This is a genomic window from Streptococcus oralis subsp. oralis, assembly GCF_002096495.1.
GTDB lineage: Bacteria > Bacillota > Bacilli > Lactobacillales > Streptococcaceae > Streptococcus > Streptococcus oralis_CU.
Map to the genome: position 1 here is coordinate 99883 of NZ_NCUO01000010.1, position 24119 is coordinate 124001.

Genomic DNA, 24119 nt, shown 5'->3' on the forward strand with positions numbered 1-24119 from the left:
CCGACTGTGAAAGTCAATAAAATTCGTATGCGGGAAACAGTGATTTCCTACGCTTTCCTAGCACCAGTGTTATTCTTCTTTGTCATCTTTGTCTTGGCTCCTATGATTATGGGATTCATTACAAGTTTCTTTAACTACTCCATGACTAAATTTGAGTTTGTGGGCTTGGACAACTACATTCGTATGTTTAAAGATCCTGTCTTTATGAAGTCTTTGATCAATACCGTTATCCTGGTTATTGGATCTGTTCCGATTGTGGTTCTCTTCTCGCTCTTTGTAGCATCTCAAACCTATCATCAAAATGCCATTGCCCGTTCTTTCTATCGTTTCGTCTTCTTCCTTCCTGTAGTTACAGGTAGTGTTGCCGTAACGGTTGTATGGAAATGGATCTATGACCCACTATCAGGGATTTTGAACTTTGTCCTTAAGTCAAGCCACATCATCAGCCAAAATATTTCTTGGCTTGGTGACAAAAACTGGGCTTTGCTAGCGATTATGATTATCCTTTTGACAACATCTGTTGGTCAACCGATTATCCTTTATATCGCTGCTATGGGAAATATTGATAACTCACTAGTTGAAGCAGCGCGTGTTGACGGTGCGACTGAGTTCCAAGTGTTCTGGAAGATCAAATGGCCTAGCCTCCTTCCAACAACTCTTTACATCGCGATTATTACAACCATCAACTCTTTCCAATGTTTCGCCTTGATTCAGTTGTTGACTTCTGGTGGTCCAAACTATTCAACAAGTACCTTGATGTACTACCTTTACGAAAAAGCCTTCCAATTGACAGAATACGGCTATGCAAATACCATCGGTGTCTTCTTGGCAGTGATGATTGCCATTGTCAGCTTTGCTCAATTCAAGATCCTCGGAAACGACGTAGAATACTAAAGAAAGGAGACAGTTATGCAACCTACACAAAAGAAACCTTTAACAGCTTTCACTGTTATTTCAACGATTATCTTGCTCTTGTTGACCGTACTGTTCATCTTTCCATTCTACTGGATCTTGACAGGGGCCTTCAAATCACAACCTGACACCATTATGATTCCGCCACAGTGGTTCCCTAAAATGCCAACCATGGAGAATTTCCAACAACTCATGGTGCAAAACCCTGCTATGCAGTGGATGTGGAACTCTGTATTTATCTCACTGGTAACCATGTTCTTAGTCTGTGCAACCTCTTCTCTAGCAGGTTATGTCTTGGCTAAGAAACGTTTCTATGGTCAACGCATCCTCTTTGCAGTCTTTATCGCTGCTATGGCACTTCCAAAACAAGTTGTCCTTGTACCATTGGTACGTATCGTTAACTTCATGGGAATTCACGATACTCTTTGGGCAGTTATACTGCCTTTGATCGGATGGCCATTTGGGGTCTTCCTCATGAAACAGTTCAGTGAAAACATCCCAACAGAATTGCTTGAATCAGCTAAAATAGACGGTTGTGGTGAGATCCGTACTTTCTGGAGCGTAGCCTTCCCTATCGTGAAACCAGGATTTGCAGCCCTTGCAATCTTTACCTTCATCAATACTTGGAACGACTACTTCATGCAGTTGGTTATGTTGACTTCACGTCAAAACTTGACTATCTCACTCGGGGTTGCGACCATGCAGGCTGAAATGGCAACCAACTATGGTTTGATCATGGCGGGTGCAGCTCTTGCAGCCGTGCCAATCGTAACGGTCTTCCTTGTCTTCCAAAAATCCTTCACTCAAGGGATTACTATGGGAGCGGTTAAAGGTTAAGACCTTGCGAAAATCGAATTTAAACGACGTTAGCGTTACCTTGCCATACTTAAGTATTGCCTGCGGTTAGCTTTCTAGTTTGTTCTTCGATTTTCATTGAGTATAAGAGAATACAGAGTTATAAGTGTCTACAAAATGGAGAGTATGCAGTTACTTCGTGAAGTTTTGTCAGACACTTATAAACTTAAGAATGAACTCTTTTCATGATACTAGTTAGAGTAGGTTCGTTTTATGATGGCTATTTCCCGCTTTAGTTGTATCTAAGATAAACATCTTACGCTTATCTTAGACGGAATTTTTGAGACTGACGATGAAGGAGTGAAAGGCTCAAAAATTAGGAATGAAATTCCGAAGGAATTTGCTTCCGTCCGCACTATTACAGGGAAATAGAGAAGGAACATTCGAAACTGAAAACTAGTAACTATCAGAAACGAAGGAAACAGTATGATTTTTGACGATTTGAAAAACATCGCCTTTTACAAGGGAATCCATCCTAATCTAGACAAGGCTATCGACTATCTCTATCAGCACCGTAAGGATTCTTTCGAACTCGGTAAGTATGAGATTGACGGGGACAAGGTCTTTCTAGTTGTTCAGGAAAATGTCCTCAATCAAGCTGAAAATGATCAATTTGAGCATCATAAGAACTATGCAGACTTGCATTTGCTAGTAGAAGGACATGAATATTCGAGCTACGGTTCACGTATCAAAGACGAAGCAGTAGCATTCGACGAAGCGAGCGACATTGGCTTTGTCCATTGTCATGAAAAATACCCACTCTTGTTGGGCTATCACAATTTTGCAATTTTCTTCCCAGGAGAACCACACCAGCCAAATGGCTACGCGGGTATGGAAGAAAAGGTTCGCAAATATCTCTTTAAAATTTTGATTGATTAAAAGAATCAGGAGGAGCAAACATGTCACAAAAAGGAGTAAGCCTTATCAAGGCAGCATTTGATACAGATAATTTTCTCATGCGTTTCAGTGAGAAGGTCTTGGATATCGTGACAGTCAATCTTCTTTTTGTCGTCTCTTGTTTGCCCATCGTAACGATTGGAGTGGCGAAAATCAGCCTCTACCAAACTATGTTTGAGATTAAGAGAAGCAGGCGAGTACCAGTCTTTAGAACTTATATAAGGGCCTTCAAGCAAAATCTGAAACTGGGACTTCAGTTGGGTCTGTTAGAGTTGGGCATTGTGTCATTAAGCCTTCTAGACCTCTATCTCTTCTGGGGCCAGACTGCTTTGCCTTTCCAGATTGTGAAAGCTATTTGTTTGGGGATTCTCATCTTCCTCACTCTCGTGATGCTGGCTAGCTATCCCATCGCTGCGCGCTATGATTTGTCTTGGAAAGAAGTGCTACAAAAAGGGCTTATCTTGGCAAGTTTTAACTTTCCTTGGTTCTTCCTCATGTTAGCCATTCTCTTTCTCATTGTGATGGTTCTTTATCTATCCGCCTTCACTCTCCTTTTGGGTGGATCAGCCTTTATCCTCTTTGGCTTTGGTTTGCTAGTCTTTCTCCAAGCAGGATTGATGGAGAAAATCTTCGCCAAATACCAGTAGGATGACTTGTTTCTGAAACTACTTTCAATCGTTACAGTTTCTAAAATACAAGTAGAAACTAAAATCTAAGTGTATATAAGATATTGAAAGCGATTTTCACAAGGTGTATACTAAACTTGTAAAGAATAGAACTGCTCTCAGCAGAAAAAAGAAATCTTAGGAGAAAATCTATGTCAGATTTAAAAAAATACGAAGGTGTCATTCCAGCCTTCTACGCATGTTATGATGATCAAGGAGAGGTAAGTCCAGAGCGTACGCGTGCCTTGGTTCAATACTTCATTGATAAGGGAGTTCAAGGTCTCTATGTCAATGGTTCTTCTGGTGAATGTATCTACCAAAGTGTGGCAGATCGCAAGTTGATTTTGGAAGAAGTCATGGCAGTTGCCAAGGGCAAATTGACTATCATCGCTCACGTAGCTTGCAACAATACCAAAGATAGTATGGAACTTGCTCGCCACGCAGAAAGCTTAGGAGTAGATGCCATTGCAACGATTCCACCGATTTACTTCCGTTTGCCAGAATACTCAGTTGCTAAATACTGGAACGATATCAGTTCTGCAGCTCCAAACACAGACTACGTTATCTACAACATTCCTCAATTAGCAGGTGTTGCTTTGACTCCAAGTCTCTACACTGAAATGTTGAAGAATCCACGTGTTATCGGTGTTAAGAACTCTTCTATGCCAGTTCAAGATATCCAAACCTTTGTCAGCCTTGGTGGAGAAGACCACATCGTATTCAATGGTCCAGATGAACAGTTCCTAGGTGGACGACTCATGGGTGCCAAAGCTGGTATCGGTGGTACTTATGGTGCTATGCCAGAACTCTTCTTGAAACTCAATGAGTTGATTGCTGAGAAAGACTTGGAAACAGCGCGTGAATTGCAATACGCTATCAACGCAATCATTGGTAAATTGACTGCTACACATGGAAATATGTACGGTGTCATCAAAGAAGTCTTGAAAATCAATGAAGGCTTGAACATTGGTTCAGTTCGTTCACCATTGACGCCAGTGACTGAAGAAGATCGACCAGTTGTAGAAGCAGCAGCGCAATTGATTCGTGAAACCAAGGAGCGCTTCCTCTAATCCATAAGGAGGTATTTATGACACACTACGTTGCAATTGATATCGGTGGAACCAATATCAAATATGGTTTGATTGACCAAGAAGGCCAACTTGTTGAATCGCATGAAATGCCAACTGAGGCGCATAAGGGTGGTCCTCATATCTTACAAAAGACAAAAGATATCGTAGCCAGCTATTTAGAAAAAGGCTTAGTTACAGGTGTTGCCATTTCTTCGGCAGGGATGGTAGATCCTGATAAGGGGGAGATTTTCTACGCTGGACCTCAGATTCCCAACTATGCAGGAACCCAGTTCAAGAAGGAAATCGAGACGAGCTTTAATATCCCTTGTGAAATTGAAAATGATGTCAACTGTGCAGGTCTAGCTGAGGCAGTATCTGGTTCTGGAAAGGGAGCGAGTGTCACTCTTTGCTTGACCATTGGAACCGGTATCGGTGGTTGCTTGATTATGAATGGGAAGGTCTTCCATGGATTTAGCAACTCAGCTTGCGAAGTTGGTTATATGCACATGCAGGATGGAGCTTTTCAGGATCTTGCTTCTACGACAGCCTTGGTAGAATATGTGGCAGCAGGTCACGGAGATCCAGTTGACCAGTGGAATGGCCGACGCATTTTCAAGGAAGCTACCGAAGGAAACAAGATCTGTATGGCTGGGATTGACCGCATGGTAGACTATCTAGGAAAAGGTCTGGCAAATATTTGCTATGTTGCCAATCCAGAAGTGGTCATTCTTGGTGGCGGTATCATGGGGCAAGAGGCTATCCTCAAACCAAAGATTCGCACAGCCTTGAAGGCGGCCTTGGTACCAAGCCTAGCTGAAAAAACACGATTAGAATTTGCCCATCACCAAAATACAGCAGGGATGTTGGGAGCCTATTATCATTTTATACTCAATGAAAATCAAAGAGCAAAGTAGGAAGCTAGCCGTAGGCAGTACTTGAGTACGGCAAGGTGAAGCTGACGTGGTTTGAATTTGATTTTCGAAGAGTATCAAAACAAAACAATCCTAGTTTGGAATTATAGAATTAAGAAAAACACTGAATCACTACTTGAGTGAAAACTGTTTTGCTTAATTCTTTTTTTATTGAAAAATTTAAGCTAAAGGAGGTAATCGTGAGAAACTAGGAGAAAATAACCACCTTGTATGAAATGTTGAAGCGAGAGCAATTCTATCATCAAATTCAACTAGTGTTTAGCTTGAGTAAATGGGAAAATGTGGAAAAATGATATAATGAGATGGACGAAAAATTAACAAATTAAAATTTCTAGAGGTGAGAGAAGTGTGGCAACACATCCAACTTAAATCGAAATACTATAAAATTACGAGGAGATTGTAAGATGAGTAATTATATAAAATTAAATGAAGATAGATGGAATAATGTAAAAAATGACTATACTGAGCCATTGACACAGGAAGAATTAGAAGAAGTTAGAAAGCATCCAATTTCTGTCGCCTTAACTGTGGGGAAAAAAGTTCCGACAGAATGGTTTGAAAAAGCCAAGGGAAAAAAGATATTAGGTTTAGCTTGTGGTGGTGGACAGCAGGGTCCCGTTTTTGCTGCAAAAGGTTATGATGTCACCATCATGGATTTTTCTAAATCACAATTAGAAAGAGATGAAATGGTTGCAAAACGAGAAGGCTTAAAAATCAATACCGTTCAAGGCGATATGACAAAAGCATTTCCATTTGAAGATGAAACTTTTGATATTGTTTTTAATCCGGTTTCAAATGTATACATAGAAGATTTAGAAAACATGTATAAAGAAGCCTCTCGCGTATTGAAAAAGGGTGGACTCTTAATGGTCGGATTTATGAATCCTTGGATTTACATGTATGATGCTGACATTGTATGGGATAAACCCGATGAGGAGTTACTTTTAAAGTTTTCAATCCCTTTTAATTCAAAAGAGCTTGAAGAGGAAGGCAAAATCACCATCAATCCAGAATATGGATATGAATTTAGCCATACCTTAGAAACACAGATTAGAGGACAACTAAAAAATGGTCTCGCTATGATCGATTTTTATGAATCGTGTGACAGAAGACATCGATTATCACCTTATGGAAATGACTATATAGCTACACTTTGCATTAAACTATGATATTATAGAACGTACTTCTGAAGAATAGCTCGTTTTATTTTACGATTAGAATTTGCCCATCACCAAAATACCGCAGTGATGTTGGGTGCCTATTATCATTTCAAAACAAAACAATCCTAGTTTGGTCCAACCAAACTAGGATTTTCTAACACGTTTTTGTCTACGATAGCCGTTGAGTTTTTTATTTTCCCAATAGCTGTTAAAGATTTTTTCCTTGCTCTCGCGATTGATTTCCAAAAAGTAGGCATAAATCAAATCTATTAAAATGAGCATAGGGAGTTGAGCGGAAATACGCTGTATGTAAGAAGATTGACTATGGCTTGCCACAAGGACTGTTTCGGTATAGGCCTGACTGTTTTTGTTTGGAGCGCTGGTAAAGAGAATGGTCTTGGCCCCCATTTCCTTGGCATCCAACAAACTATCGAGGACGGATTGGGTAGTGCCTGATAGGGAAAAACCAAGTACCAGACAATTTTCATCCATGATACTAGTCGTCCAAGCAAAGCCATCCTGATCGGTCAAAGCTTCACAGACAACACCTAGACGCATAAAGCGCAGTTTCATCTCACGGGCAATCAGACCAGAACTTCCCGTCCCGAAAAAGTAAACTCGTTCAGCGTCATCGATTAATTGGGCAACTCGTTCCAGTTGTTCTTCGTCAATCAAATCCTGTGTTTGTTCTCGCATGATACTGTAGCTTCGCAAAACACGTTTGGTCAAGGGACTGTGTTTGTGTGAATGAGTGTCCGGTTTACTAGCCTGATGCTGATATTGAAAGACAAATTCTCGGTAGCCTGTAAAACCACACTTTTTGGCAAAGCGGGTCAAGGCTGCTTGGGAGATATGTAATTTCTGGGTAACTTGCTGAGAAGAGAGATCATCTTGGATCGTTTCAGCTTGTAAAAAATAGCGAGCGATTTCTTGCTCGAGCTCGGTTAATTCTTCAAAATGGAGGTCGATTATGGTTGCGATATCTGGCTTGTTCATGAGGCTCCTTTTTATGAGTCAAAGTCTTAAAGGTTAACGCTTTCCTAACTATTACTATCATTATATCATAGAAAATAGGATAACTAAATAAAAAGGCATTTTCAATTAAAAGTCAAAAAATGCTTCGACTTTTCCAAGAGTTTCTCCGTAAAATATGGTACAATGAAATGTACTGAGATTCACCTATTTACTCTATTATTTTAGGAAAAATAAAGGTGGAAATCGGGAATTTTTCTAGAAAAGAGTCTTAGTTGTATGAGAAAATTTAATAGCCATTCGATTCCGATTCGGCTTAATTTACTATTTGCGATTGTCATCCTGCTCTTTATGGCCATTATTGGTCGTTTGTTATACATGCAGGTACTCAATAAAGATTTCTATGAAACAAAATTGGCCTCAGCCAGCCAAACAAGGGTAACAACCAGTTCAGCTCGTGGACAGATCTATGATGCGGTAGGGAAACCCTTGGTAGAAAATACTGTCAAGCAAGTTGTTTCTTTCACACGAAACAATAAAATGACAGCAGCTGAATTGAAGGAGACAGCCAAGAAACTTCTCACATATGTAAATGTAACTTCCCCAGATCTGACAGATCGACAGATTGCAGACTACTACTTGGCGGACCAAGATATATACAAAAAAACAGTCGAATCCTTACCAAGCGATAAACGCCTGGATTCAGATGGGAATCGTTTATCAGAAGCGACACTTTACAATAATGCGGTTGAAAGCATTGACGTGAGTCAACTTAATTATACAGATGACCAGAAAAAGGAAATCTATCTCTTTAGTCAGCTCAATGCTGTTGAAAATTTTGCAACGGGAACCATTTCTACGGATGCCTTAGATGATACCCAAGTTGCTCTCGTTGCATCAGCGTCCAAGGAATTACCAGGTATCAGCATTTCAACCTCATGGGATCGTAAAGTATTGGATACATCTTTATCGACGATCGTTGGTAGCGTTTCAAATGAAAAGTCAGGACTTCCAGCAGAAGAAGTTGATGCCTATCTCAAAAAAGGCTATTCTCTCAATGACCGAGTGGGAACTTCCTATCTTGAAAAGCAATATGAAGATGTTCTTCAAGGAAAACGCTCCGTCAAAGAAATCCACCTCGACAAACACGGAAATATGGAAAGTGTGGAAAATGTTGAAGAAGGAAGCAAAGGAAACAACATCAAGTTAACGGTTGACCTAGCTTTCCAGAATGGTGTGGATGACCTACTCAAGAGCTACTTCAACTCAGAGTTGGGTAACGGTGGAGCCAAATATTCTGAAGGGGTTTACGCCGTAGCCCTCAATCCTAAAACCGGTGCAGTTTTGGCCATGTCAGGTGTCAAGCATGATGTCGAATCCGGTAAATTAAGTTCAGATTCGCTTGGAACGATAACCAACGTCTTTGTGCCAGGATCTGTCGTTAAGGCAGCGACCATCAGCTCTGGTTGGGAAAACGGAGTCTTGTCAGGTAATCAAACCTTGACAGACCAGCCGATTGTTTTCCAAGGTTCGGCCCCTATCAATTCATGGTACACCTTGTCCTATGGCTCTTTCCCTATCACAGCAGTTGAGGCTTTGGAATACTCTTCTAATACTTACATGGTTCAAACTGCGCTAGGAATCATGGGACAAACCTACACACCAAATATGACAGTCGCAACGGGACAGTTAGAGACTGCAATGGGCAAATTGCGATCAACCTTTGGGGAATATGGACTCGGAGCTTCAACAGGGATTGACCTCCCAGATGAATCTACAGGATTTACGCCGAAAGAATTTGATTTGGGGAACTATATCAATAATTCCTTTGGTCAGTTTGACAACTACACACCGATGCAGCTAGCCCAGTATGTCGCAACCATTGCAAACAATGGCGTACGTTTGGCTCCTCACATCGTTGAAGGGGTTTATGGAAACAATGACCAAGGTGGCTTAGGTAGTCTGGTTCAAGAAACAGCCACTAAGGAACTAAACAAGGTCAATATTTCAGAATCAGATATGGCTATCTTGCAGCAAGGTTTCTATCAAGTTTCGCATGGAACGAGTGCTCTGACAACTGGTCGTGCCTTTTCAAATGGCGCAGCCGTTTCCATCAGTGGGAAAACGGGTACTGCCGAAAGTTACGTTAATGGCGGTCAAAATGCCGATAATACCAACGCAGTCGCCTATGCACCGACCGAAAATCCCCAAATCGCAGTCGCAGTCGTCTTTCCTCATAACACCAACCTTACAAACGGTGTCGGACCTTCGATTGCACGCGACATTATCAATCTTTATCACCAACACCATCCAATGAATTAGAAAGGAACTTATGCTGTATCCAACACCTATTGCAAAGCTGATTGATAGCTATTCAAAGTTACCAGGTATCGGGATTAAAACGGCTACCCGCCTAGCCTTCTATACTATTGGAATGTCTGATGACGATGTCAATGAATTTGCCAAAAATCTCCTGTCTGCTAAGCGGGAATTAACCTATTGTTCCATCTGTGGCCGTTTAACGGATGATGATCCTTGCTCGATCTGTACAGATCCGACTCGTGATCAGACAACCATCTTGGTACTAGAGGATAGTCGCGATGTGGCTGCTATGGAAAACATCCAAGAATACCATGGACTCTATCATGTCTTGCACGGCCTCATTTCTCCGATGAATGGTATCAGCCCAGACGATATCAACCTCAAGAGTCTCATGACCCGTCTTATGGATAGTGAGGTTTCAGAAGTGATCGTGGCAACCAATGCGACAGCGGATGGGGAAGCGACATCGATGTATCTCTCTCGTCTCCTCAAGCCAGCTGGTATCAAGGTCACTCGCCTAGCACGAGGACTAGCCGTGGGAGCAGATATCGAGTATGCGGACGAAGTCACACTCTTACGAGCCATTGAAAATCGGACAGAGTTGTAGGAGTAGACAAATTTACGAACTAAATTTATTCATAAGAAAATTAAGGAGACCGACTTTGATGTTATAGGTCTCTTTTATGTTTCTTAAATTCTAGTACCATGTTCAAGTTTCAAAAAAGAAGCAAATATGATATACTAAAGAACGAGTATTCTATTAGAATTAGGACAAGTAATATGAAACAAACGATTATTCTTTTATACGGTGGACGTAGTGCAGAGCGTGAAGTCTCTGTCCTTTCAGCTGAAAGTGTTATGCGTGCGGTCAACTACGACCGTTTCACAGTCAAGACTTTCTTCATCAGCCAGTCAGGTGACTTTATCAAAACGCAAGAATTTAGCCAGACTCCAGGTCAAGAGGATCGTCTCATGACCAATGCAACTATTGACTGGGACAAGAAAATAGCGCCAAGTGCCATCTATGAAGAAGGTGCAGTGGTCTTTCCAGTTCTTCATGGTCCTATGGGAGAAGATGGCTCTGTTCAAGGATTCCTTGAAGTTTTGAAAATGCCCTATGTCGGCTGCAATATCTTGTCATCAAGCCTTGCCATGGACAAAATTACGACTAAGCGTGTTTTAGAATCAGTAGGGATTGATCAAGTTCCTTATGTGGCTATCGTTGAAGGCGATGATGTGACTGCTAAAATCGCTGAAGTTGAAGAAAAATTGACTTATCCAGTCTTCACGAAGCCGTCAAACATGGGTTCTAGTGTCGGTATTTCTAAGTCTGAAAATCAAGAAGAACTCCGCCAAGCTTTGGAGCTTGCCTTCCAATATGACAGCCGTGTCTTGGTAGAGCAAGGGGTAAATGCGCGTGAAATCGAGGTTGGTCTCTTGGGCAACTACGATGTTAAGAGCACTTTGCCAGGTGAAGTGGTCAAGGATGTTGCCTTTTATGACTATGATGCCAAATATATCGATAACAAGATTACCATGGACATCCCAGCAAAGATTAGTGATGATGTGGTAGCTGTCATGCGTCATAATGCAGAAACAGCCTTCCGTGCGATTGGTGGCCTCGGTCTGTCTCGTTGTGATTTCTTCTATACAGATAAGGGCGAGATTTTCCTAAACGAGCTTAATACCATGCCAGGTTTTACCCAGTGGTCTATGTATCCACTACTTTGGGACAATATGGGAATCAGCTACCCAGAACTAATCGAGCATTTGGTTGACCTTGCTAAGCAAAGTTTTGACAAGCGCGAAGCGCATTTGCTATAAAAATGAAAGAGAGGGTAGAAGCCAGAACTATCACTGCATGATGATTAGAGTTCTCGGACTTCAACCCTTTTTAAAGGAGTAGAAATGAAATTAACAATCCATGAAGTTGCCCAAGCTGTTGGAGCTAAAAATGATGTTAGTCTTTTTGCGGACGTTCAGTTAGAAAAAGCTGAGTTTGACAGTCGTTTGATTGGGCCAGGTGATTTGTTTGTGCCACTCAAAGGAGCGCGTGACGGTCATGACTTTATCGAAACAGCTTTTGAAAATGGTGCAGTAGTAACCTTGTCTGAGAAAGAGATTGCAAATCATCCCTACATTCTAGTAGACGATGTCTTGACTGCCTTTCAAATCCTCGCAGCCTACTATCTTGAAAAAACGGCAGTTGATGTCTTTGCAGTAACGGGTTCAAATGGCAAGACGACTACCAAGGATATGTTGGCACATTTATTGTCAACAAAATACAAGACCTACAAAACTCAGGGCAATTACAATAACGAAATTGGCCTTCCCTACACAGTTCTCCACATGCCTGAAGGGACAGAAAAGTTGGTCTTGGAGATGGGACAGGATCACCTAGGAGATATCCATCTTTTGTCTGAATTGGCTCATCCTAAGACAGCCATTGTGACCTTGGTTGGAGAGGCTCATTTGGCCTTTTTCAAAGACCGTTCGGAGATTGCTAAAGGGAAAATGCAAATTGCTGATGGTATGGCACCAGATTCTTTGCTTTTGGCACCAGCTGACCCGATTGTAGAGAACTACTTGCCTACAGATAAAAAAGTGGTCCGTTTTGGGCAAGGAGCTGAGTTAGAAGTCACAGACTTGATTGAGCGCAAGGATAGTCTAACTTTTAAAGCTAATTTTTTGGGACAAGCCCTCGATTTACCAGTGACAGGTAAGTACAATGCCACCAATGCTATGATTGCTGCTTATGTGGCTCTACAAGAAGGAGTTTCAGAGGAGCAAATTCGTCAGGCCTTTCAGAACCTAGAATTGACCCGCAATCGTACTGAGTGGAAGAAGGCAGCCAATGGAGCAGATATTCTGTCTGACGTATACAATGCCAATCCAACTGCTATGAAGTTGATTTTGGAAACATTTTCTGCCATTCCAGCTAATGAAGGGGGCAAAAAAATAGCTGTTCTAGCAGACATGAAGGAACTTGGTGACCAGTCTGTTCAGCTCCATAACCAGATGATTTTAAGCCTATCGCCAGATGTGCTGGATACCGTTATTTTCTATGGAGAAGACATTGCCGAATTAAGCCAACTTGCTAGTCAAATGTTCCCAATCGGTCACGTTTTCTACTTCAAGAAAACAGCTGACGAGGACCAATTTGAAGACCTAGTCAAGCAGGTTAAGGAAAGACTCGGTGCCAATGACCAAATTTTGCTCAAAGGATCGAACTCTATGAATCTAGCCAAGCTGGTAGAAAGTTTAGAAAATGAATGCAAGTGATTTTGCCAAGTATCTGCAAAGAATGCTAGCCATTACGGATACTGGATTAACCTTTACAAAAGATCCTTTCGACCGTGAGCGCTACGAGGACTTGCGAAGCCTGTTATCTGAAATGTTGAATCAGGTATCAGACCTCGATGCAGAAGAAGTGGCAGAAGTCTTGAAACCAACGTCCGCTTATGCAACTCCTCTGATGGACGTCCGTGCTTGGATTGTTGAGGATGAAAAAATCTGTTTAGTTAGAGGAAAAGGGGAGGATAGTTGGGCTTTGCCAGGTGGTTTTGGTGAAGTCGGCTACTCTCCAACCGAAAATATTCTCAAAGAAATTGAAGAAGAAACCGGTTTTACAGCAAAAGCTGAAAGGTTACTTGCAGTTTTTGATACCAATCGTTTCCAACTACAGAGCAAACAATATGCAAAGTTTGTCTTGGAATGCCAACTTCTTGATGGACAATTTCAAGAGAATCAAGAAATTGCTGAGCTTCAATTTTTTGCCATTGACCAATTGCCAGTCTTATCTGAAAAACGCATCACCAAGGAGCAAATGGAGATTCTTTGGCAAGTTTATAAAGGACAAAGAGACCAATATGTTGATTAGTTTATGCTAGAGAAGTTGACAAATCAAAAAAGGGTATCTGCAAGGTGCATTTCTGCAATACAAATGATATAATAGGTTGCGAATTTAAGACGCAAGTGTTCTATGCATGTCATAGAATCAAGTTTTTTCAAAAAATTTAAAAGCTGGAGAAAGTGAATTTTTTACTGCCTCTAGCTAGATGAACGAGGAATAGAATATGAATTTGTGGGATAAATTATTTACCACACAGATATCAGAACCGCCCCAGTTTGAACTTCACTGGTACATTGGTTTGTTATGTTTATTGGCTCTTACTTTTTATGCTTCTTATCGTTTTCGCGACAAAGTTGCTTACCAGCGTTTTATTCAGATTCTTCAGTCTGTTCAACTGATTGTTCTGTATAGCTGGTATTGGGGGAATCTCATGCCTCTGTCAGAAAGTTTGCCCTTCTATCATTGCCGTATCGCCATGTTTGTGATGCTCTTAATTCCAGGGACATCCAAGTACAAACAGTACTTTGCCCTTTTAGGAACTTTTGGAGCAACAGCAGCACTGGCTTACCCACTCTTTGATCCCTACCCATTTCCACACGTGACCATTTTGTCCTTCATTATCGGACATGTTGCCCTTTTAGGAAATGCGCTCCTATACTTGTTTAGAAACTATCAACCTTCCCTTCTCGATTTGAAGAATGTGGTGGTGATTACCTTCGCCTTAAATGGCTTGATATGGGTTGTCAACTTAGTTGTAGGTGGAGATTATGGATTTTTAAACAAACCACCACTTGTTGGAAGCTTCGGCCAGCCCTTAAATTATCTCATTGTTTCGACTGTTATCGTGATAGCAATTCGCTTAACAGGGAAATTAGTAGAAAATTTTTTACAACAAAAATCGGAAGAATTTATTCAAGAGAAGATCTAAAATGATCTTCTCTTTTTTGGATTTTTAAGAAGCAAAAAGGAAATTGTGAACGTTAACTTCAAATAATCTCTTAGAAGAAGAATTTTTCTAGAATTTTCTCAAAAAACATGCAGGATTTTTATCAAAAACTAAGCACGATTGGATTTTTTGTGTTATAATATTCTTTGAATAGCTATGCCCAAACATAGTTATTAAATAGAAGTGAGAAACTTGGAAGACAGAGAGGATGCGATGTAATGACTAGAGATGGTTTTTTTACAGGCTTAGATATCGGAACTAGCTCGATTAAAGTGCTAGTAGCTGAGCATAGAGATGGCGAAGTAAATGTAATTGGTGTTAGCAATGCCAAAAGTAAAGGTGTCAAAGACGGAATTATTGTTGATATTGAAGCAGCTGCTTCAGCAATCAAATCTGCAATCACACAGGCAGAAGAGAAAGCTGGTATTTCTATTAAGTCCGTTAACGTAGGCCTTCCAGCAAACCTCTTGCAGGTTGAACCAACACAAGGAATGATTCCTGTAACTTCAGATACTAAAGAAATCACAGATCAAGATGTTGAAAATGTTGTCAAATCAGCTTTGACAAAGAGCATGACTCCTGATCGTGAAGTGATTACCTTTATTCCAGAAGAATTCATCGTGGATGGTTTCCAAGGAATCCGTGACCCTCGTGGTATGATGGGTGTCCGCTTGGAAATGCGTGGTCTGCTTTACACAGGTCCTCGTACAATTCTACACAATCTTCGTAAGACGGTTGAGCGTGTAGGCATTCATGTTGATAATGTGATTATTTCACCTTTGGCAATCGTGAACTCCGTTCTCAATGAAGGCGAACGTGAATTTGGTGCGACTGTCATTGACATGGGTGGAGGTCAGACTACTGTAGCGACTATCCGTAACCAAGAATTGCAGTTCACTAACATCTACCAAGAAGGTGGAGATTACGTTACTAAAGACATTTCTAAAGTCTTGAAAACATCTCAAAAAATTGCAGAAAGTTTGAAACTGAACTATGGTGAAGCTTACGTTCCACTTGCAAGTAACGAAACTTTCCAAGTTGAAGTAATTGGTGAAGTAGAACCTGTTGAAGTAACAGAAAGCTACTTGGCAGAAATTATCTCAGCACGCATCAAACATATCTTTGACCAAATCAAACAAGAGTTGGAAAGAAGACACTTGTTAGATTTGCCAGGAGGTATCGTCCTTATCGGTGGAAATGCAATTTTGCCAGGAATTGTTGAATTAGCGCAAGAAGTATTTGGTGTTCGCGTAAAACTCTATGTACCAAATCAAGTTGGAATTCGCAACCCTGCATTTGCGCACGTGATTAGCTTGTCTGAGTTTGCTGGTAAATTGACTGAAGTCAATCTTCTTGCACAAAAAGCAGTTAAAGGAGATGAATTCCTTCGTCAAAAACCAATCAACTTTGGCATTCCAAATCAACGTTTGAATCCAGTAGCGCAACCAAGTCCAGCACAAGCAGCTCCAGCTGAAATTGTGACGGAAGCTCCAGTTGCTCCTAAGGAAGAATTCCAAGCAAGTTCTCAAAGTAAACCGAAGCTAACAGAACGTTTCCGTGGTTTGATCGGAAGCATGTTTGATGAATAAAAGAGGATAAGAAATTATGACATTTTCATTTGATACAGCAGCAGCTCAAGGCGCAGTTATTAAGGTAATTGGTGTCGGTGGTGGTGGTGGTAACGCCATCAACCGCATGGTTGACGAAGGTGTTGCTGGTGTAGAATTTATCGCAGCCAACACTGATGTACAAGCCCTTAGCAGTACGAAAGCAGAAACAGTTATCCAACTTGGTCCAAAATTGACTCGTGGTTTGGGTGCTGGAGGACGTCCTGAAGTTGGACGTAAAGCTGCAGAAGAAAGTGAAGAAGCTTTGACGGAAGCTATCACTGGAGCGGACATGGTCTTTATCACTGCAGGTATGGGTGGTGGATCTGGTACAGGTGCAGCCCCTGTTATTGCACGTATCGCTAAAGATCTTGGTGCTCTTACAGTTGGTGTTGTGACACGTCCTTTCGGATTTGAAGGAAGTAAACGTGGTCAGTACGCTGTAGAAGGAATCAACGAACTTCGCGAGCATGTTGATACTTTGTTGATTATCTCTAATAACAACTTGCTTGAAATTGTTGATAAGAAAACGCCACTTCTTGAAGCTCTTAGCGAAGCAGATAACGTTCTTCGCCAAGGTGTTCAAGGGATCACTGACTTGATCACGAATCCAGGATTGATTAACCTTGACTTTGCTGACGTGAAAACTGTAATGGCCAACAAAGGGAATGCCCTTATGGGGATCGGTATCGGTAGTGGTGAAGAACGCGTTGTTGAAGCGGCTCGTAAAGCTATTTACTCTCCACTTCTTGAAACAACTATTGATGGTGCAGAGGATGTCATCGTCAACGTTACTGGTGGTCTTGACTTGACTTTGATTGAAGCAGAAGAAGCTTCAGAAATTGTCAACCAAGCAGCTGGTCAAGGTGTAAACATCTGGCTTGGAACATCAATTGACGAAAGCATGAAGGATGAAATCCGTGTTACTGTTGTAGCGACAGGTGTTCGTCAAGAGCGCGTGGAAAAAGTAGTTGGAGCTCGTAACAACCAACCAGTTGGACGTCCATCAACTAAAGCGCCACAAGCACACACATTTGACCGTCAATTCGACTTGGAAGAGACAGCAGAATTGCCTAAATCAAGCCCACGTCGTTTTGAAACAAACCAAGCCTCTGCTTTTGGAGACTGGGATTTGCGTCGTGAGTCTATTGTTCGCCAAACAGATCCAGTTGTTTCACCAGTAGAACGCTTCGAAACACCAGTTTCACAAGATGAAGATGAATTGGATACACCTCCATTCTTCAAAAATCGTTAATCAATGAATTTGAAAAAAAATACTGAATTAGTTTTTCAGCAAATAGCTGATGCTAGTCAAGAAGCCAACCGTGCTCTAGATGCTGTTTCAGTAATCGCAGTGACAAAGTATGTAGATGTACAAACAGCGGAAGCCTTGCTTCCGCTTGGTGTCCGTCATATAGGTGAAAATCGAGTCGATAAATTTTTAGAAAAATATCAGGCCTTGAAAGATTACCCAGTTACTTGGCATTTAATAGGAACACTACAGAGACGGAAAGTGAAAGAAGTAATCCCATTTGTGGATTACTTTCATGCTTTAGACTCCTTAAAGTTAGCCCAGGAAATTCAAAAGAGAACAGATCATGTTATCAAGTGTTTCTTGCAGGTCAATATTTCTGGGGAAGAAAGCAAGCATGGGTTTTCAAAAGAAGAATTGCTAGAACTTTTGCCAGAATTGGCTAAGTTAGATCAGATTGAGTATGTTGGTTTAATGACCATGGCTCCTTTTGAGGCAGACAGTGATGAATTGAAAGAAATTTTCAAGGATACGCAGGCTCTGCAAGCAGAAATTAGAGAAAAACAAATCCCTAATATGCCGATGACAGAGCTAAGCATGGGAATGAGTCGTGATTTTAAAGAAGCGATTCAGTTCGGCTCAACCTTTGTTCGAATCGGTACAGCATTTTTTAAATAGGAGAGAGCTATGTCTTTAAAAGATAGATTCGATAAATTTATAGATTATTTTACAGAAGACGGAGAAGAAACGACTAACTACCAGACTCAACAAGAGGAAACAGTTAGCCCAGCCATCTCATCTTCTAAAGAATTACCAGCACCTGCTCAGTCAGGATCAGCTAAAGATGCAAATATCACTCGTCTTCATGCGCGACAGCAAGAATTGGCAATGCAAAGCCATCGTTCAGATGAGAAAGTGACAATTGATGTTCGCTATCCAAGAAAATATGAAGATGCAACTGAAATTGTAGATTTGTTGGCTGGAAATGAAAGTATTTTGATTGATTTCCAATATATGACAGAGGTTCAAGCCCGTCGTTGCCTTGATTACTTGGATGGAGCCCGTCATGTCTTGGCTGGAAATATGAAAAAAGTTGCGAGTACGATGTATCTATTGACGCCTGTCAATGTTGTCGTGAATATTGAAGATATCAAGCTTCCAGATGAATCACAAAGCGCTGAGTTTGGTTTTGATATTAAACGAAATAGAGCAAGATAATGATTTTCTTAATTCGTTTAATCCAAAATGCGGTTAGCATTTATTCCATCATTCTCGTTGCATTTGCTCTTCTTTCATGGTTTCCAAATGCCTATGAAAGCCAGCTAGGTCGCTTAGTTATCAGACTTGCTCGCCCAGTTATTGAGCCCCTTCGTAAGCTCAATCTACAATTTGCTGGTCTTGATTTTACGGTTTGGGCAGCGCTGATTCTGATTCAGTTTGTTGGAAATCTCTTAACACGACTAGTCTTATTACTATGACAGCAAATCGAGCCATTTATCAGCATTTTTCCCAAGATGATATTCCCTTTATTGATAAGGGGTTAGAGTGGATCAAGCGGGTAGAAGATACCTATGCACCGGTACTTACTCCTTTTATCAATCCCCATCAGGAACAGATTTTGAGGGTACTAGCTGGGACATATGGACTGGGTTGCCAAAGTAGTGGTGATTTTCTTCCGACAGAGTCGGTTCGAGTTCTTCTCTATCCAGATTACTTTGAACCGGAGATATCAGACTTTGAAATGGCCTTGTTGGAAATTTGCTATCCGAGTAAGTTTGAGCAACTGAGTCATGGAAAAATATTGGGAACAATTATCAACCAACTAGGAATTGACCGTAAATTATTTGGTGATATCTTGGTAGATGAAAAGAGAGCACAGATTTTTGTCAATCGTGATTTCATTCCTCTTTTTCAGGATGGAATAAGAAAGATTGGCAGACTTCCTGTATCGCTTGAGGAACGTCCTTTTACCGATAGGATTTTGTCTAAAATTGATTATAGAGAACGAGAAATTTTAGTTTCGAGTTTTCGATTGGATGCCCTCTTATCAAGTGCCTTGAAATTATCTAGAAACCAAGCTAGTCAACTGATAGAGAAAAAATCTGTCCAGGTAAATTATCATGTGGTTGAAAAATCTGATTACCAGGTTGCAGTTGGGGATTTGATCAGTGTGAGAAAGTTTGGTCGTTTGAAAGTTGTCAAAGACAATGGTCAGACCAAAAAGGATAAGAAAAAACTAACAGTCAGGCTACTTTTAAGCAAGTGAGAAAAAATATGTCGATTACACCACAAGAAATAAGTGATAAAGCTTTCTCAAGAACATTCAGAGGCTACAATCAGGAAGAAGTTGACCTATTTCTAGATAAGATTTACTTTGAATTAGAGGAGATGATTCGATACAAAGATGAAACTGAACTCTATATCAAAAAACTAGAAGAACGTCTTTCCTATTATACGAATGATATTCCTAAGAGAACAGTAACAAGCGAGCAAGAACCAGAAGCAATTAATGATTCTATTTTTTATTAAGTAAGTGAGGAAAAGTATGCCAATTACATCGTTAGAAATTAAAGATAAAACCTTTGGTACAAGATTTAGAGGTTTTGATCCAGAAGAAGTAGACGAGTTTCTGGATATCGTTGTTCGTGACTACGAAGACTTGGTTCGTAGCAATCACGATAAAGAGACACACATCAAGAGTTTGGAAGAACGTTTGTCTTACTTTGATGAGATGAAGGATTCCTTGAGTCAGTCAGTTTTGATTGCTCAAGATACAGCGGAGCGTGTTAAACAAGCTGCTCAAGAACGTTCAAACAATATTATTCAACAAGCTGAACAAGATGCTCAGCGTTTGCTTGAAGAAGCGAAATACAAGGCAAATGAAATTCTCCGTCAGGCAACAGATAATGCGAAGAGAGTGGCTGTTGAGACAGAAGAGTTGAAGAACAAGAGCCGTGTATTCCATCAACGCCTCAAGTCTACGATTGAAAGTCAATTGGCTATTGTCGAGTCATCTGATTGGGAAGATATTCTTCGCCCAACAGCTACTTACCTTCAGACAAGTGATGAAGCCTTTAAAGAAGTGGTGGGTGAAGTTCTTGGTGAAACTGTATCTTTACAACCAGAGGAAGAACCAATTGATATGACTCGTCAATTCACACCAGAAGAGGTTGCTGAATTGCAAGCTCGTATTGAGGCTGGCAACAAAGAATTAGCTGAGTTTGAAGCTCAACAAAATCAACAGACAGAAGAAAGTGACCAGCATGAAGAGTCAGTTGAAGTAGAAGCTACTGCGGCAACTGAGGACGATGCAAACAAAGAATCTGTTCTTATCCTATAAAAAATGTGAGAACAAGATCCAACCAACTATATTTTCAGCGAGCGGGAGATGGTGAGAGTCCTGCAATCCCTAGTGGTTAGATTATCCTCTCAAGCAATCCAGTCCGAAAGCAGTAAGACTGGACGTCCCCCACGTTACGGGAAAAGAGGAAAAGAGACCCTGTCTTTTTTCGAACAAAGGTGGTACCACGATTTTCGTCCTTTTTGCGAATCGTGGTTTTTATTTTGTCATTTTAAATTAAAGGAGTAACAATGAAACTTAAAGAAACCCTCAATTTAGGGAAAACAGACTTTCCTATGCGTGCTGGTCTTCCAACCAAAGAACCAGTTTGGCAAAAAGAATGGGAAGAAGCAAAACTTTACCAACGTCGTCAAGAATTGAACCAAGGAAAACCACATTTCACCTTGCATGATGGACCTCCGTATGCAAACGGAAATATCCACGTTGGACATGCCATGAACAAGATTTCTAAAGATATTATTGTTCGTTCTAAGTCTATGTCTGGATTTTACGCTCCTTACATCCCAGGTTGGGATACACATGGATTGCCAATCGAGCAAGTCTTGGCTAAACAGGGCGTTAAACGCAAAGAAATGGACTTGGTTGAGTACTTGAAACTTTGCCGCGAGTACGCTCTTTCTCAAGTAGATAAACAACGTGAAGACTTTAAACGATTGGGTGTTTCTGGCGACTGGGAAAATCCTTATGTGACTTTGACTCCGGACTATGAAGCGGCTCAGATCCGTGTCTTCGGAGAAATGGCTAAGAAAGGCTACATCTACCGTGGTGCCAAGCCAGTTTACTGGTCTTGGTCATCTGAATCAGCTCTTGCTGAAGCGGAAATTGAATACCATGACTTGCTTTCAACTTCCCTTTACTATGCTAACCGCGTCAAAGACGGAAAAGGTGTCCTAGATGCAGATACTTACATCGTTGTATGGACAACAACTCCTTTTACCATCACAGCATCTCGTGGTTTGACAGTTGGAGCAGATATTGACTACGTAGTCGTTCAACCAGCTGGTGAATCTCGTAAGTTTGTAGTTGCTTCAGAATTGTTGAACAGTTTGTCTGAGAAATTTGGTTGGGCGGATGTTCAAGTCTTGGCGACCTACCGTGGTCAAGAATTGAATCACATTGTGACAGTCCACCCATGGGATACAGCTGTAGATGAGTTGGTGATCCTTGGTGACCACGTTACGACTGACTCTGGTACTGGTATTGTCCATACAGCCCCTGGTTTTGGTGAGGACGACTACAATGTCGGTGTTGCCAACGGCCTTGAAGTTGCTGTAACAGTTAACGAACGCGGTATTATGATGGCCAATGCTGGCTCTGACTTTGAAGGTCAATTCTATGACAAAGTTGTACCAACTGTTATCGAAAAACTAGGCGATTTACTCCTTGCTCAGGAAGAAATTTCTCACTCATATCCATTTGACTGGCGTACGAAAAAACCGATCATCTGGCGTGCAGTACCACAGTGGTTTGCCTCTGTATCTAAATTCCGCCAAGAAATCTTGGATGAAATTGAAAAAGTGAAGTTCCACTCAGAATGGGGTAAAATTCGTCTTTACAATATGATTCGTGACCGTGGTGACTGGGTTATCTCTCGTCAACGTGCTTGGGGAGTTCCCCTTCCTATCTTCTATGCTGAAGACGGAACGCCAATCATGACTGCTGAGACTATTGAACATGTAGCTCAACTCTTTGAGGAACACGGTTCTATCATCTGGTGGGAACGTGATGCTAAGGACCTCTTGCCAGAAGGATTTACTCATCCAGGTTCACCAAATGGCGAGTTCAAGAAAGAAACAGATATCATGGACGTATGGTTTGACTCAGGTTCATCATGGAATGGAGTAGTGGTCAACCGTCCAGAACTCAAATATCCAGCAGATCTTTACCTTGAAGGTTCTGACCAGTACCGTGGTTGGTTCAACTCATCACTTATCACATCTGTTGCTAACCATGGCGTTGCTCCTTACAAACAAATCTTGTCACAAGGTTTTGCCCTTGATGGTAAAGGTGAGAAGATGTCTAAATCTCTTGGGAATACCATTGCTCCAAGTGATGTTGAAAAACAATTTGGTGCGGAAATCTTGCGTCTCTGGGTAACAAGTGTTGACTCAAGCAACGACGTGCGTATCTCTATGGATATCTTGAGCCAAGTCTCTGAAACTTACCGTAAGATCCGGAACACTCTTCGCTTCTTGATTGCCAATACATCTGACTTTAACCCAGCTCAAGACGCAGTAGCTTACGATGAGCTTCGTTCTGTTGACAAGTACATGACCATTCGCTTTAACCAGCTTGTGAAAACGATTCGTGATGCTTATGCCAACTTTGAATTCTTGACAATCTACAAGGCCTTGGTGAACTTCATCAACGTTGATTTGTCAGCCTTCTACCTTGACTTCGCTAAAGACGTTGTTTACATCGAAGGTGCAAAATCACTCGAACGTCGTCAAATGCAGACAGTCTTCTATGACATTCTTGTCAAAATCACCAAACTCTTGACACCAATCCTTCCTCACACAGCAGAGGAAATCTGGTCATATCTTGAGTTTGAAGCTGAAGACTTCGTTCAATTGTCTGAATTACCAGAAGCTGAAACTTTTGCCAACCAAGAAGAAATCTTGGATACATGGTCAGCCTTCATGGATTTCCGTGGACAAGCTCAAAAAGCCTTGGAAGAAGCACGTAATGCCAAAGTTATCGGGAAATCACTCGAAGCCCACTTGACAGTTTATCCAAACGAAGTGGTGAAAACTCTTCTTGGAGCAGTGGATAGCAATGTAGCTCAACTTTTGATCGTGTCAGAATTGACCATCGCTGAAGGTACAGCTCCAGAAGGCGCAGTTAGCTTTGAGGATGTTGCCTTTACAGTTGAACGCGCTGCAGGTGAAGTTTGTGACCGTTGCCGTCGTATCGACCCAACAACAGCAGAACGCAGCTACCATGCAGTCATCTGTGATCACTGTGCAAGCATCGTAGAAGAAAACTTTGCAGATGCAGTTGCAGAAGGATTTGAAGCCAAATAATCAGATTAGAAATATGTCTTCTCATAGTTTAAGGTGAGAGGAAAGGTAAAAGAGAGAAAGTCATTTCTCTCTTTTTTTGCTGGTAAAAGCTTAGGACAAAGATGTAGAAATTCAACATTTTTAAGGAAAGTTTTAAGTTGATTTTTTGAGATTTTTTAAAAAGAGGAGTCGTTTTTCGGTACTTTTAAAAAGCATGTGTTGCTTCTAAAAATCGCGACAAATAATTTGAATAATCAAGTGAAATCAGGTAGAATAGAAAGGATTGAATAATATATTGAAAAGGAAATCTTTA

23 protein-coding genes are annotated in these 24119 nt (G+C 41.1%); 22 read left to right on the top strand and 1 reads right to left on the bottom strand.

The genetic code is table 11. The features are described from left to right. The first annotated feature begins 27 nt into the window (after nt 1-27). The 7 genes from B7717_RS02780 (at nt 28) to B7717_RS02815 (ending at nt 6500) form a co-directional block, all read left to right on the top strand. Nucleotides 28-894: a carbohydrate ABC transporter permease gene (locus B7717_RS02780; RefSeq protein ID WP_161800156.1), complete on the top strand. Its 867-nt coding sequence runs from the start codon at nt 28-30 to the stop codon at nt 892-894. Nucleotides 895-909: 15 nt separating this feature from the next. Then, nucleotides 910-1749, top strand: coding sequence for a carbohydrate ABC transporter permease (locus tag B7717_RS02785; protein WP_001183243.1), 840 nt, complete (start codon nt 910-912; stop codon nt 1747-1749). A 444-nt stretch (nt 1750-2193) separates the two neighbouring features. After that, nucleotides 2194-2646, top strand: a complete 453-nt coding sequence (locus B7717_RS02790; RefSeq protein ID WP_000575429.1) for a YhcH/YjgK/YiaL family protein — start codon at nt 2194-2196, stop codon at nt 2644-2646. A 20-nt stretch (nt 2647-2666) separates the two neighbouring features. Beyond that, on the top strand, nt 2667-3311 hold the full coding sequence (locus tag B7717_RS02795; RefSeq protein WP_049478456.1) for a YesL family protein: 645 nt from the start codon (nt 2667-2669) through the stop codon (nt 3309-3311). A gap of 170 nt (nt 3312-3481) precedes the next feature. Beyond that, nucleotides 3482-4399 carry a dihydrodipicolinate synthase family protein gene (locus B7717_RS02800; protein ID WP_084921703.1) on the top strand — a complete coding sequence of 306 codons (918 nt, stop codon included), beginning with the start codon at nt 3482-3484 and terminating at the stop codon, nt 4397-4399. Nucleotides 4400-4416: 17 nt separating this feature from the next. Continuing rightward, nucleotides 4417-5313 (top strand): ROK family protein, encoded by an 897-nt coding sequence (locus B7717_RS02805; RefSeq protein ID WP_084944141.1) that lies wholly within the window; start codon nt 4417-4419, stop codon nt 5311-5313. A gap of 422 nt (nt 5314-5735) precedes the next feature. Further along, nucleotides 5736-6500: a class I SAM-dependent methyltransferase gene (locus B7717_RS02815; RefSeq protein ID WP_084944142.1), complete on the top strand. Its 765-nt coding sequence runs from the start codon at nt 5736-5738 to the stop codon at nt 6498-6500. A gap of 135 nt (nt 6501-6635) precedes the next feature. On the opposite strand, the gene B7717_RS02825 is transcribed toward B7717_RS02815, so the two are convergent. Next, entirely contained in the window at nt 6636-7487 is an 852-nt protein-coding gene (locus B7717_RS02825; RefSeq protein ID WP_049505654.1) for a MurR/RpiR family transcriptional regulator, read from the bottom strand. A gap of 255 nt (nt 7488-7742) precedes the next feature. Here B7717_RS02825 and pbp2b point away from each other — a divergent pair, with 255 nt between their 5' ends. The 15 genes from pbp2b to ileS all read left to right on the top strand — a co-directional run bounded on the left by pbp2b (nt 7743) and on the right by ileS (nt 23827). Then, nucleotides 7743-9785 carry a penicillin-binding protein PBP2B gene (gene pbp2b, locus B7717_RS02830; protein ID WP_084944143.1) on the top strand — a complete coding sequence of 681 codons (2043 nt, stop codon included), beginning with the start codon at nt 7743-7745 and terminating at the stop codon, nt 9783-9785. A 10-nt stretch (nt 9786-9795) separates the two neighbouring features. Continuing rightward, nucleotides 9796-10392 (top strand): recombination mediator RecR, encoded by a 597-nt coding sequence (recR, locus tag B7717_RS02835; protein WP_000966754.1) that lies wholly within the window; start codon nt 9796-9798, stop codon nt 10390-10392. A gap of 173 nt (nt 10393-10565) precedes the next feature. Then, entirely contained in the window at nt 10566-11609 is a 1044-nt protein-coding gene (locus B7717_RS02840) for a D-alanine--D-alanine ligase (RefSeq protein WP_084944144.1), read from the top strand. 84 nt (nt 11610-11693) lie between these two features. Further along, the gene (locus B7717_RS02845; RefSeq protein ID WP_084944145.1) at nt 11694-13067 is read left to right on the top strand and encodes a UDP-N-acetylmuramoyl-tripeptide--D-alanyl-D-alanine ligase; all 1374 of its coding nucleotides are present in this window, start codon (nt 11694-11696) and stop codon (nt 13065-13067) included. After that, a complete protein-coding gene (locus B7717_RS02850) occupies nt 13054-13665 on the top strand; it encodes an NUDIX hydrolase (protein ID WP_084944146.1) in 612 nt (203 codons plus the stop codon). Before B7717_RS02845 ends, B7717_RS02850 begins: the two co-directional genes overlap by 14 nt. A 196-nt stretch (nt 13666-13861) precedes the next feature. Then, nucleotides 13862-14566, top strand: coding sequence for a YwaF family protein (locus B7717_RS02855; protein WP_001055269.1), 705 nt, complete (start codon nt 13862-13864; stop codon nt 14564-14566). Between the two features lie 236 nt (nt 14567-14802). After that, nucleotides 14803-16173 (top strand): cell division protein FtsA, encoded by a 1371-nt coding sequence (gene ftsA / locus B7717_RS02860; protein ID WP_084944147.1) that lies wholly within the window; start codon nt 14803-14805, stop codon nt 16171-16173. 16 nt (nt 16174-16189) lie between these two features. Continuing rightward, complete coding sequence (ftsZ, locus tag B7717_RS02865; protein ID WP_000144261.1) at nt 16190-17446, top strand: cell division protein FtsZ; 1257 nt, start codon at nt 16190-16192, stop codon at nt 17444-17446. 3 nt (nt 17447-17449) lie between these two features. Beyond that, nucleotides 17450-18121 (top strand): YggS family pyridoxal phosphate-dependent enzyme, encoded by a 672-nt coding sequence (locus tag B7717_RS02870; RefSeq protein ID WP_049505659.1) that lies wholly within the window; start codon nt 17450-17452, stop codon nt 18119-18121. A gap of 9 nt (nt 18122-18130) precedes the next feature. Further along, nucleotides 18131-18661: a cell division protein SepF gene (locus B7717_RS02875; RefSeq protein WP_000053367.1), complete on the top strand. Its 531-nt coding sequence runs from the start codon at nt 18131-18133 to the stop codon at nt 18659-18661. Next, nucleotides 18661-18921 carry a YggT family protein gene (locus B7717_RS02880; protein WP_000576501.1) on the top strand — a complete coding sequence of 87 codons (261 nt, stop codon included), beginning with the start codon at nt 18661-18663 and terminating at the stop codon, nt 18919-18921. Before B7717_RS02875 ends, B7717_RS02880 begins: the two co-directional genes overlap by 1 nt. After that, the gene (locus B7717_RS02885) at nt 18918-19709 is read left to right on the top strand and encodes a YlmH family RNA-binding protein (protein WP_000126363.1); all 792 of its coding nucleotides are present in this window, start codon (nt 18918-18920) and stop codon (nt 19707-19709) included. Before B7717_RS02880 ends, B7717_RS02885 begins: the two co-directional genes overlap by 4 nt. 8 nt (nt 19710-19717) lie before the next feature. Continuing rightward, nucleotides 19718-19972 carry a DivIVA domain-containing protein gene (locus tag B7717_RS02890; protein WP_000028988.1) on the top strand — a complete coding sequence of 85 codons (255 nt, stop codon included), beginning with the start codon at nt 19718-19720 and terminating at the stop codon, nt 19970-19972. A 16-nt stretch (nt 19973-19988) separates the two neighbouring features. Beyond that, nucleotides 19989-20783: a DivIVA domain-containing protein gene (locus tag B7717_RS02895; protein ID WP_049490008.1), complete on the top strand. Its 795-nt coding sequence runs from the start codon at nt 19989-19991 to the stop codon at nt 20781-20783. 251 nt (nt 20784-21034) lie between these two features. Beyond that, nucleotides 21035-23827: an isoleucine--tRNA ligase gene (gene ileS, locus B7717_RS02900; protein WP_084944148.1), complete on the top strand. Its 2793-nt coding sequence runs from the start codon at nt 21035-21037 to the stop codon at nt 23825-23827. Nucleotides 23828-24119: the final 292 nt, after the last annotated feature.